This window comes from Desulfogranum japonicum DSM 18378 (assembly GCF_000429945.1).
Lineage (GTDB): Bacteria > Desulfobacterota > Desulfobulbia > Desulfobulbales > Desulfobulbaceae > Desulfogranum > Desulfogranum japonicum.
Genome location: NZ_AUCV01000041.1, coordinates 1 through 12,495, shown reverse-complemented (window position 1 = coordinate 12,495; position 12,495 = coordinate 1). Strand labels below are relative to the sequence as shown.

The window sequence follows — 12,495 nt, the reverse complement described above, 5'->3', positions numbered from 1 at the left end:
AGACTTTATGCAGGTAAGCGCAGAATAAGTTAGTCTATATATGTTTGAAATTGCGATCGTTCAAAGAGGTGGCGCCTAGAGGGAAACTTCGTGGAGTGCCTGTGATCAGTTACCTTGCTGCTTCTGAAAAATATATACAACGCAAAGAGGCTGTCTAAAGAAAGTGTCCACTATCACCTGCCCACCTCATTTTGCCCTGGCAGCGCAATCTAAACATACCTGAATAATATATATGGCCTTAAGGAGAGGAGTTTGTCCAACCACGGATAAGATCGTGGTTCGTTCCTCACTCACACAGTATCCTTACTCGATAACCTTCTTAATTTTACGATAGACAGAACTTCTTGAAATCCCCATGTCTCTTGCCACTTTGCTGATATTGCCTTGATTTTCATGTATTCTTCGAAGAATTTCATCCCGTTCTTTCACTGCCAGCAACTCTTTGATTTTTTTTCTTTCACTCAAAATATCAGGAACCTGCTGCCCATGGTCCTGTTCAATAGAAGGGAATCGTTGGTCGAATATTTCTTCTGGTAAATGGTCCAGCCCGATCTTCTCTCCCGCAGATATATTAACCATTCGTTCCACAACATTTTGAAACTCCCTGACATTTCCAGGCCAATCGTACTGTAGGAGGTGCTCTACAACCAATGGGGATACCCCAGTCGTTTTACTACCGATTTCCCTACATGTCTTAGCCAAAAACACATCCAACATTAACGGTATATCCTCCCTATGCATCCTCAACGGAGGTAAAACGATGGAGATCACGTTAAGCCTATAGTATAAATCTTGACGAAAATTTCCTTTGCTGACCTCTAATTTGAGATCTTTATTAGTCGCACAGATTATTCTGGCATCCACAACTACGACCTTGTCGCTCCCTATGCGGGTGATACTTTTTTCCTGCAGTACTCTGAGTAATGCTACTTGCTGTTCAAGCGGCATGTCACCGATTTCATCAAGAAAAATAGTCCCGCCCGAGGCCAGTTCAAATTTTCCAGGACGCCCTTTCTTCCGTGCTCCGGTAAAAGCTCCTTCAACATAGCCAAACAATTCACTCCCTATAAGTTCTCTTGGTATAGCTCCACAATTAATTGCTATAAACGGACCATTACGGCGAAGACTTTTATTGTGAATAGCTTGGGCAAACATCTCTTTTCCTGTCCCACTTTCTCCACACAATAAAACATTACTTTCATTTCTGGCTACCAGGCGGCTCATTTTAACGGCCTTTTGAATAACGTCTCCCTTTCCAATAATATTTTCAAAGGTAAAAGTCGCATGTGAACCACTATATTGGTTAACCAGTTTTTTAATGGTATGAAGAGGATTAAGAAAAAGAACTCCTCCGGTCAGATCATCGTTGTTATCATAAATCGGTTTTGCGGTGACGACACACGCCATTACCCCATTGTTTGTAGATACAAGTGCATCGATATTGCTACACTCCTTTTCGTTTACCATTTTTTGGTAGATCTTTTCCCAACAATCAAGATAGAGAGCTATATTGTTATTTTTAAGGGACTGAACTTTGGCGGTAAACATTTTTTCTGCAACCGGATTAATCTGTTGTATTTGTCCTTTAATATCAACCACAATAACACCGTCTGAAACCGTCATGAAGATATTATTAAGACTGTTGTTAAGCAGACTGAGTTTCCTGTTTTTTTGCCCCACCCGCAGTTGCTGTTCAATGGCTTCAACCGCTGCCACCACCATACCCAACGTATGTAAATGTGTTCTTTGCACAGGGCCTGACATTTCGAGAATACCAATTATTTTTCCGCGATCATCTCGGATCGGGGCACCGGAACAGGTAAGAGAGTGATGTTTACAACAATAGTGCTCAGTACCTGAAATCTGGAACGGTCTTTTCAATATTAATACAGTACCGATACTGTTCGTCCCCACTTCTCTTTCCATCCACAAAGCTCCCGGCCTGAGGTTCAGGTCATAGTCCTTGCGAAGGATCTGATTAGCGCCAATGGTGGCCAAAAGATATCCTTCTTCATTACTTAAGAGAACGACAAAGCCCGAACAGGAGACAAACTGGTACAATTTATCCATAAATGGTCGTGCCACATCAATCAGTATTTTCCTTTTCTCCCGCAGTGCTTCAAATTTACTGGTAGCAAGCATTTTGGTACTCCTGCCACAATAGGGATCGACCTTAAGTTCTCTACATCGCTTCCAGGATTCAAGTATTTCTTTTCTGACATTGAGGCCTTCGATCTCTCCGTTCATCAAAAATGTTTCCCACGCAGAATAAGTACATTGGGAATGCCTTTCTGTTTGTTCTGTCATATAGACGTCTCCGCTCAACAGTAAAAAATTTCATCCCGCAACCTTATGGCCGGTAATGTCCTACACATGTTACAGGTATGCTCTAAGAGTTGGGACAGTTCCGGACACTCCTGAAACAGTCCAATCGTTATATTTATATAAATATAACGTCGTCCAAGGCAAGAAGAAAAAACAACACTCTATAACTGCTTGAAATATTGTTTGTATTTTCATGCGTTGAGTTATTTGAAGGCAATGGCATGTACTTTGTTAATAGACGGTAATCGGAGGCTAATCCGTTTGTTTTTTTAATAGACCCAAGTAGTTTCACGTAAACCAAATTGAGGAAAAGACAATGAACATGCCAAGACCTATGGATTCCAGTTATAAAATGCTGATAGGTGGTGAATGGATAGACGCTGGAAATGGAAATACCTGCAAGGCCTATTGTCCCGGAAACGGTGAAGTTTTAGCCGAATTCCCGGATGCTACCGAACAAGACGTTGATTTTGCAGTTAAAGCTGCCTGGAAAGCGTTTGACTCCTGGAAAAAAGTCAGCCCTCAAGAACGTTCAGCCATGCTGTTGAAAATTGCCGATCTTATCGATGCCAATCTTGACAGATTAGCTATGATCGAATCCCTGGATAACGGTAAACCTATCCGGGAAACGAAAAATGTCGATATCCCTTTGAGTTCAGATCATTTTCGTTACTTTGCCTCGGCAATACGAACCGAAGAAGGGAAAGCTGTAATGCTAGATGACCAGACATTAAGCATAATTCTCCGCGAACCTATCGGAGTAGTAGGTCAAATCATTCCCTGGAACTTTCCTTTTACCATGGCGGCATGGAAAATAGCGCCTGTTCTCGCGGCAGGTTGCTGCACGGTCATCAAGCCTTCCAGTACGACATCTTTAAGCCTGCTTGAGCTTGCGAAACTACTCAATCAGGTTCTGCCTCCAGGTGTGGTTAATGTAGTTACCGGCCGTGGTTCACAGTCAGGTCAATTCATGCTTGAACATAACGGTTTCAGCAAACTCGCTTTCACAGGTTCCACCGATATTGGGTATCAAATTGCAGATGCTGCCGCAGGAAAACTTATACCAGCCACTCTGGAACTCGGTGGTAAATCAGCAAATATCTTTTTCCCAGATGCTCCATGGGAAAAAGCCATCGAGGGCGTACAAATGGGCATTTTGTTCAATCAGGGACAGGTCTGCTGTGCGGGGTCACGCGTGTTTGTTCACGAGGATATCTACGATAAATTTATCACTGCAACATGCAAAGCCTTTAATGAAGTCAAAGTTGGAATGCCTTGGCAGGAAGACACGGTAATGGGTGCACTGGTCGACAAGACACAAATAGAACAAGTTCTTTCTTATGTGAAGATCGGTGAGGGAGAGGGCGCCAAGGTGGCCTGCGGTGGTGAACGTATCTCCTCGAACGGACTTGAAAAAGGGTATTTTATGCAACCCACCCTTTTAGTTGATGTCAATAACAAGATGCGCGTGGCCCAGGAAGAGATTTTTGGCCCTGTTGCAGTAGCTATAAAATTCAAAGACGAACAGGAAGTCATCGACATGGCAAATGACAGCGAATTTGGTCTTGGCGGTGCTGTTTGGACGAAGGACATCAACCGCGCATTTCGAGTCGCCAATGGCGTTGAAACTGGAAGGATGTGGATAAACAGTTATAATCTTCTTCCTGCGCATGCACCTTTCGGCGGATACAAAAAATCCGGCATCGGTCGTGAAACCCACAAAGTCATACTAGACCATTATACCCAGATGAAAAATATCTTCATGAGCTTGAGTGAAGATAAATTCGGTCTGTACTGACAACCTGTTTGTTCGTTGCACATTAGTATTGCATCGGACACTCTCCCAGACCCCTCTTGCTTGATGTCCTCTCTGCTTCTGACGCAGACTCCTAGAGTCTGCGTCATCCCAGGCAAAAGAGCTTTATAGGTTCTACGAGGGTTCCATTACACGACTTAAGCATGAATACATATATATTACTCATACAATCCAAAGGAGTACCATATGTCTGAGATCCTCCCAATGTCTCTACTCCCATCCCTGCTTGCTGCTTATGACAGGGAAAGGGAAAATCTCATTCCCCTGTTACAGAAAATGCAAGAAAGTTTTCATTGTCTTTCTCCAGAAACAGTTAAAGCAGTGGCCGACCATCTGCATCTTTCGGAAAATGATGTGTATGGAGTCGCGACCTTCTATTCGCAAATTCGTTTCATTCCGCCGGGTAGACATCATATCCGGGTATGTGACGGTACAGCCTGTCATGTCCGCGGGAGTGACCGTATTCTGGAAGCGGTGGAAAAAAGTACAGGTGTACAACCCGGCCAGACAAGTGAAGACGGGTCGTTCAGCGTGGAACGGGTAGCATGTTTCGGATCGTGTGCTCTGGCACCGGTAATGGTTGTTGACGATAAAGTGTTTGGTCGAATGACCGGCACTGCAACTCGTAAACTCATCGAGGGAAAAGAATGAGTTTTGCATCGATTCAACAAACGGCAAAAGAGGAATGGCGACAATTTGAACAATATGATCGGCGCCGTGTTTTGGTAGGCTCCGCTACCTGCGGCAGGGCTGCAGGATCCCAGGAGGTATTGCGGGCGTTTAAAAAAGAATTGATAACGAATAATCTACTAAATCAAACAGATTTATACGAAGTCGGCTGTATGGGCCTATGTTACGCCGAGGTACTTGTCGAACTGAGAGGTACAGACGGACAAAGAGTATTGTATCAGGGCGTAACCCCAAAAGACGTTTCCCATCTGGTTGAATCCCATCTGATAAATAACCAAATACATAAACCATTGGCCCTGGCAGTTGTAACGTCTGAATTTAACGGGGAATTACCTGAGTTTTCAGAATTGCCCTTCAGCAAGCCGCAGGTGCGTATTGTTTTGCGTAACTGCGGAATAATAGACCCGACCAACGTCAATCATTATATAGCCCGCGGAGGGTATAACGGTTTGGCCCGAGCGGTAACCCTTACACAAGATCAGGTCATTGAAGAAATCAAAGAATCCGGGCTTCGTGGCAGAGGAGGAGCAGGATTTCCGACAGGAATTAAATGGGCTTTTGCTCGCAATGTAGCAGACGAAAAAAAATATGTCATATGCAATGCTGATGAGGGGGATCCCGGCGCTTTTATGGACCGTTCCGTACTGGAAGGCGATCCCCATGCCGTGCTTGAAGGGTTGGTGATTGCAGGGTATGCCATTGGTGCAAACACCGGCTATGTATATTGCAGGGCTGAATATCCTCTAGCCGTCAATCGATTAACAGGTGCCATCGCCCAGATGCACGAACACGGTCTATTGGGGCAAAACATCATGGGTTCCGGTTTCTCTTTTGAAATACATATCAAGAAGGGCGCGGGTGCCTTTGTCTGTGGTGAAGAAACATCCCTCATGCAATCCATCGAAGGCAAACGGGCAATGCCAAAACCTAAACCTCCATTTCCAGCCGTCTCAGGACTTTTTGGAAAGCCCACAAACATAAATAACGTGGAAACGTTAGCGGCAGTATCTGCGATTATGGAAAGAGGAGCAGCATGGTATGCGGGATACGGTACGGAAAAAAGCCGTGGAACAAAGACATTTGCCCTTGCCGGGAAAATCAACCGAACCGGATTGATAGAAGTTCCTCTCGGTACGTCGTTGCGCACTATCATTGAAGAAATTGGCGGTGGTGTTCCTGAAGGAAAGAAACTCAAGGCCGTACAGACTGGAGGGCCTTCAGGAGGTTGTATCCCAGATTCGTTTATCGAATCCCCCGTGGATTATGAACACCTGGCTGAAGTGGGTTCGATTATGGGGTCCGGAGGCATGATTGTTATTGATGAAGAGTCATGCATGGTCGATATGGCACGCTACTTTCTTACATTCACAGAAAACGAGTCATGCGGAAAATGTGCCCCCTGTCGTATGGGAACGCAACATCTGCTGAAAATTCTTACCGATATTACAGAAGGGCGTGGCGAGCCTAGCGATCTCGAGAAATTACGCCAAATTGGAGCTACCATGCGTAATGGATCGCTTTGTGGCTTAGGGCAGACAGCAGCCAATCCGGTATTAACGACGCTCAAATACTATGAAGAGGAATATCTGGCGCACATTACGGATAAAAAATGTCCTGCGGGAGTTTGCAGGGACTTGATCGACTTCACCATTGATGTGGATCAATGCACGGGTTGTGGAGCCTGCGTGCTCGCATGTCCGGTGAATGCTATACACGGAGCCAGAAAAGAGTCGCACTATATTGATAAACAGATGTGTATCCGATGTGGTTCCTGTCGGCAGGCATGCAAATTTGAGGCGGTACTGGTCATATAAGTGACGTTACCAGCAATTTATCAAGGAGATTACATGAGTACTATCAAATTGAGCATAGACGGGCAGGAAGTTGAGGTTGAACAAGGGGCAACAGTTTTTCAGGCTGCCCGTGAAGCAGGTATTTCCATCCCGACTATCTGCGACCACAAAGATCTTTCTCCCTACGGGGCATGCAGAATGTGCGTTGTCGAAATAGAAGGGGTTCGAGGTTTTCCCACATCCTGTACGACCCCGGCCACTCAGGGGATGCAGGTGTCCACTCGCACCAAACGTTTAACGGACCTGCGAAACTGCACTTTGGAATTGCTGTTTTCAGGGCATCCGAACAGTTGTTTTGCCTGTCCCCATCGCGAGCCCTGTGAAACACATCGACCACAAGCAACAAAAGCTGGCAGATCAACCCGCTGTGGCTTCTGTGCAAACAGGGAAGAATGCGACCTGCGGGAAATGGTGCTGACCTCCGAAAGGCAGGAATTGAAACTCCCTGTCATGTATTCTGCCTATAAACTGGAGAGAGATGATCCCTTTATGGACCGAGATTACAATCTCTGTGTCCTCTGTGGTCGGTGTTGGCGTATATGTGAAAAGATCCATGGAGAACCCGCTATCAGCATCATCAATCGCGGGAAATGGTCAAAAATAAGTACAGCTTTTGATAAAAGCCACCTTGAATCGGGGTGTAACTTCTGTGGGGCTTGTATCGACATTTGCCCAACAGGGACACTTATGGACAGGTATGCCCGATGGCAAGGAAAACCAGAACATGAAAGTGTTTCTGCCTGCATACTCTGCCCGAATGGATGTTCTGTTAAGGCTGAAAATAAAGGAGGAAAACTTCTAGCCTATACCATGCCCGGCTTCGAAGCAGAGGATCGCCTGTGCGCCCTGGGACGTTTTGGTGCGGCACAGATCGTCAACTCCACGAAACGTCTGACTAGACCTTTAGTAAGGGAGGACGGTGATCAAATCCCCATGAGTTGGGATGATGCGCTGCAGTCTGTTGGCAAAGGCTTGATAGCGAGACGGGGCACGGTGGTTGTTGTTATCAGCGCTACCACCACTAGGGAAGAGCGTTTTATATACGACCGGCTTGCAACAGCCCTGCAGGGGCATTTGATTGTTTTACCTTTTGAAGCTGACTGTGAGACACCTAAAATCAAAGAATTGTCCGATTCAGTGCAGCAGGGCAAGGTTCAAGCTCTCATTACCAATGGACCACTGGTAAGCCCGCAAATCCTTAAAAATGTCGAATTTTCACTGGTCATCGACTGTCTTGAATCGATGGCCTCTCAATTGGCGACCATAGTCCTTCCATCTGCTATACTCAGTGAAGTTGACGGTACATTCAAAACTTCGTCGGGAAAAATTCGCACTCTTTCCAAGTCAAGCATATTGCCGGGAGGAGCACGGCCAGAATGGATGATTATTTGTCTTATAGCTAAAGTCCTGGGGTTGAACGGGTTTGATTTTGACCGTGCGGAAACCATTACCTCTCTGATTCAAGATGACCCTGCTCCGGAAAAATTCGAGAGAGAGCCACGTAATAACTGCAGAGATATCCCTATACGCTTCAGAGGTCACCTTGTCGCAGATTTTGTTCCAGGGCTTAAAGCCTTTGAACTTCCAACAACACTTGTAGATGAAGCAGAAGATGAAATCTGCAACGGCTTTGCGCTTCTGGAGAAAAAAGAAATCGCCCCCAACATGCACTTGTTAATCATTGAAGCACCTCAGGTGGCACGTTTTGCTCTCCCAGGTCAATTTGTAATTCTCATGGCCAAAGAAACATCAGAACGTTCTCCTTTTACCTTAGCGGATTGGGATGCCAATGCCGGAACCATTTCGTTGATCATTGAAGAAGTAGGGCGTTCCAGCAGAGAGTTAACTTCGCTGACTGCAGGAGACCAACTTGCACATGTCAGCGGTCCTCTTGGGCTACCATTATCCATTCAGGAAAAAGGAACCATCTTTCTTGGCGGAGGATGTTATGGCATTGGAGCCATCTTTCCCCTGGCCAGAATCCTTCATGAGGCGGGAAACAGGGTAATATGTATGATTGAGGCAGCATCATCCCACCTGCTCTATTGGCAACAGGAACTGGCCGAGGTCTGTGATGAATTACTCATTGCCACAAAAGACGGCAGTGGGGGGATGCACGGTGGCATCCAGGAAGGTGTTTCCAGTGTGACGGAAAAAGAGCACATTAATCAATGTATTATCATCGGCTGTACATTTATGATGCAGCAGGTTTCTGATTTGACCAAGACCTTTGATATTCCTACTCTAGTGGCTTTAAATCCCATTATGGTTGATGGCACAGGTATGTGTGGGGCGTGTAGGGTTTCCATAGCCAACCAAACACAGTTCGCCTGTGTTGATGGTCCTTTTTTTGACGGGCACAAGGTTGACTGGGAGGAACTAACCTTACGCAGGAACGCTTATGCGCCCCAAGAAATTCAAGCATTGCCCCAGGGAATACATCTCACTTCATGCTTGCCCACATCTACCCTTAAAATGGGAGATTGAGAGGAAATAACTATGCAAAGCAAAACGAAACCCATACTTGAAAAAAAGCGTACAGGAAAACAAAGAATTAAAATTCCACGGCAACCTATGCCGGAGCAGGATCCTCGAAGGCGGCGGGCCAATTTCGAAGAGGTTCCCAAAGGATATAGCGAGGAGGTTGCCATACTCGAGGCTTCACGTTGTATTCAATGTAAAAAACCAGGTTGTGTTGAAGGCTGTCCGGTGAACATACAGATTCCGGAATTTATCAGAGAAATTGCAGCAGGAAAATTTCTTGATGCCCAGAATACGCTGAAAAAATACACTGCACTTCCTGCAGTTTGCGGGCGAGTATGTCCACAGGAAATTCAATGCGAATCGCGTTGTATTCTTGGGAAGAAAGGGGAACCTGTGGCCATTGGCAGGCTGGAACGTTTTGCTGCCGATTATGCGCGAAAACACAATAATATACAGAAGCAGCCCTCGTGTTCCCATACAGGTAAACGGATTGCAGTTGTTGGTGCAGGTCCGGCAGGAATCACTGTGGCCGGAGAACTGAGTAACCGTGGCCATGAAGTAGTAATGTATGAGGCATTGCATTTGGCAGGTGGTGTACTGATGTACGGTATACCCCAATTTCGTCTTCCGAAAGAAATAGTTCAATATGAAATCAATATGTTGAAGAATCAGGGGGTGAGCATTCATACCGATTATGTAATAGGTAAGAGTGAAACTGTCGATCAACTGATGAAACAGGGATTCGATGCAGTATTTATTGGAACAGGGGCAGGGCTTCCCTCTTTTCTCGGCATTGAAGGAGAAAACGCAATAGGTGTTTTTTCCGCCAATGAATTCCTTACGCGGGCAAATCTTATGCGTGCCGTTGAATTTCCACGCTTTGCAACATCCCCCGTAATACCGCACCGGGCAGTGACAGTGGGTGGAGGTAATGTTGCCATGGATGCAGCAAGAACAGCGCTTCGCCTGGGAGCTGACTCCACCATTATTTATCGTAGAAGTCGTGAGGAAATGCCTGCCCGTGATGAAGAAATACATCACGCCTCCGAGGAAGGAATTGTCTTTCATCTCCTTACCAATCCCATCCGCATTGTGACCAATGAGCGTCATCAGGTTACCGGGGTTGAATGCCTTCGCATGGAGCTCGGGGAACCGGATACATCTGGAAGGAGACGGCCGGTTCCAGTTCAGGGAAGTGAGTTCACCATACCTGCTGATACGGTAATTATAGCAATTGGTAACAAGCCAAACCCACTGATTCCACAGACAACCCCTGATATTCAAACGAGCAAATGGGGAACTATCTTGACGGATGAAACCACCATGCTGACATCCAAACCTGGGGTCTTTGCCGCCGGAGATATTGTTTCAGGAGCGGCTACGGTTATCAGTGCTATGGGGCAGGCAAAGATTGCGGCCAATGCCATTCATAAATTCCTGATAGGTGAAACCATGGGCATGTAGGTGAAACAGAGATTCCTGTGCTTGTAACTGATCACAGACACTCCACGACGTCCCCGTAGGTCGCTTATCTCTTTGAACGATCGCGATTTCACGCATAGATAGGCTAAGGAGTCTGCTCTTACCTGCAAAAAATCACTTGTCCAAATATGAAGCGCCTGTGATCAGTTACAGTTCAGAGGTGAATGAAACCCAGAAGATACAGATCCTGTGATGAGTTACCTGTGACGTTTCGCCTTACACTCAAGACTTGCCAAAGCAGCTTTTTTATTTATCGGTTGATATGGGAGGACATTGCTATCCTATTCCTTCGCATATTAACCGATGAGCGTGACTAAGGGTCACGGAAAAAATACATTATCCAATCTTGCTTGTCTCTCAACTCGGTAACGTCGTCGCGTCAATGGTTTAATACGGCCAGTATGAAACCATTGACGCGACGACGTTACCAAACCGATATCCTACGCAATTTTCGGATATTTATTATTTTCCGCGACCCTACTTTTTTAAATAATTTCAGATAGATCAATAATGTGCCCTGGAAATATTATACGGTGAATGTATGCTGGCTTTTTCTCATATAGGTATCCTTGGTTGTGTAGAACGAAAAGGCGTGTTCCCTATTCTTAACAGGGTAGCAACTTGTTTAGAAGAGGCCCATATTGCCTTTATGATTGAAGATACTTTTCGCAATTATTGCACCAATAAATGTGCGACATTTGCACCACGCAGGGTAATAGGTGAATTCGCAGATTTGGTCATTGTTATAGGTGGAGACGGAACGCTCCTAGGCGTCGCGAGAGACATGTTACAATTTGACATTCCCCTTTTGGGTGTCAACAGCGGTCGCCTTGGTTTCCTGACAGACGTGGCACCGGAAAAAACAAAATCAGTATTGTTGAATATCTTGGCTGGAAAATGCATTGAAGAACAACGTTGCCTCTTGAAAGGAAGAATAAAAAGGAAAGGAAAGTGGTTGCAACATGCCGTTGCCATAAACGATATTGTCTTACGTTCAGGTTTGTCTTTACACATGATGGAGTTTGAGCTGAGTATAGACGGTGAGTTTGTTTATAACCAACGATCAGATGGCCTCATCGTTTCTACCCCTACAGGCTCAACCGCCTATGCACTTTCTGCCGGCGGACCTCTTATTCATCCCGGACTGAATGCAATGGTTTTGGTGCCAATGTTTCCACATACCCTGACTAGCCGTCCACTGGTAATTGATGGAGATTCCAGAATCTGTATACGTGCAGGAAATGATAACGAAATGGTCCTTCAGGTGAGCTACGATTCCCAGTCCTGCCTGGAAATGCTGCAGGGAGATGAATTGGAAATTAAAAAAATATCACGTAAATTTAGACTATTGCATTTGGAGGATTATTCCTATTACGAAATCTGCAGGTCCAAACTCGGATGGGGAAGCCGCTTGGGCAAAAATAAAGGTGTGCAACTTTGCTAACCGTCTAGTATTGCGTGTGTAATTAGTGTTTGCTCTGGTCGTTTACCTCCCAAAATGAGTGTTGAAACGTATAAGTTGAGGGTTGATCTTAGCCCAAGTTCGTGACGCTGGATCACAATTTATCGTAAATACAGATATTTACCGGTTCAGCATGTGCCGTTATGGCACTACTTTTTTTCTTATTCTGTGAGCAGTTACTTTTTATTCATATTGTTGTCTTCACCTGCTTACCTGGTAGATTTTGCACTCCAAGAGCTGACAAAATTTCCTGTTGGGATGCATCCGGGCGGCTACTTTTTCTCACGTGCACTGTACTACCGTTCTTACACTTCATTGAAATTGTCATTCTGCACTGGGTAGAAAGAATCTGACGTATGCTTGCCCAGTTACTCACAATACCT

General features: G+C 45.5%; 7 protein-coding genes and 1 pseudogene. 6 read left to right on the top strand and 2 right to left on the bottom strand.

Annotated features, from left to right (window positions below):
• Nucleotides 1-303: 303 nt before the first annotated feature.
• Nucleotides 304-2,307, bottom strand: a complete 2,004-nt coding sequence (locus G493_RS0116985; RefSeq protein ID WP_028581370.1) for a sigma-54-dependent Fis family transcriptional regulator — start codon at nt 2,305-2,307, stop codon at nt 304-306.
• Between the two features lie 340 nt (nt 2,308-2,647).
• Between G493_RS0116985 and G493_RS0116980 the strand changes: the two genes are divergently transcribed.
• From G493_RS0116980 to G493_RS0116955, 6 genes are all read left to right on the top strand, one after another.
• Complete coding sequence (locus G493_RS0116980) at nt 2,648-4,123, top strand: aldehyde dehydrogenase family protein (protein ID WP_028581369.1); 1,476 nt, start codon at nt 2,648-2,650, stop codon at nt 4,121-4,123.
• Between the two features lie 204 nt (nt 4,124-4,327).
• A complete protein-coding gene (gene nuoE, locus G493_RS0116975) occupies nt 4,328-4,792 on the top strand; it encodes an NADH-quinone oxidoreductase subunit NuoE (protein ID WP_051309421.1) in 465 nt (154 codons plus the stop codon).
• Nucleotides 4,789-6,645 carry an NADH-quinone oxidoreductase subunit NuoF gene (nuoF, locus tag G493_RS0116970; protein ID WP_084813625.1) on the top strand — a complete coding sequence of 619 codons (1,857 nt, stop codon included), beginning with the start codon at nt 4,789-4,791 and terminating at the stop codon, nt 6,643-6,645. Before nuoE ends, nuoF begins: the two co-directional genes overlap by 4 nt.
• Before the next feature lie 33 nt (nt 6,646-6,678).
• Nucleotides 6,679-9,171, top strand: a complete 2,493-nt coding sequence (locus tag G493_RS32410; protein WP_051309419.1) for a sulfide/dihydroorotate dehydrogenase-like FAD/NAD-binding protein — start codon at nt 6,679-6,681, stop codon at nt 9,169-9,171.
• Between the two features lie 12 nt (nt 9,172-9,183).
• Entirely contained in the window at nt 9,184-10,632 is a 1,449-nt protein-coding gene (gltA, locus tag G493_RS0116960) for an NADPH-dependent glutamate synthase (protein ID WP_051309418.1), read from the top strand.
• A gap of 559 nt (nt 10,633-11,191) precedes the next feature.
• Complete coding sequence (locus tag G493_RS0116955; protein WP_028581365.1) at nt 11,192-12,094, top strand: NAD(+) kinase; 903 nt, start codon at nt 11,192-11,194, stop codon at nt 12,092-12,094.
• Nucleotides 12,095-12,299: 205 nt separating this feature from the next.
• Here the strand turns inward: G493_RS0116955 and G493_RS34035 are convergent.
• Nucleotides 12,300-12,495 (bottom strand): annotated as a pseudogene (locus G493_RS34035) (IS1634 family transposase); the annotation flags it as partial.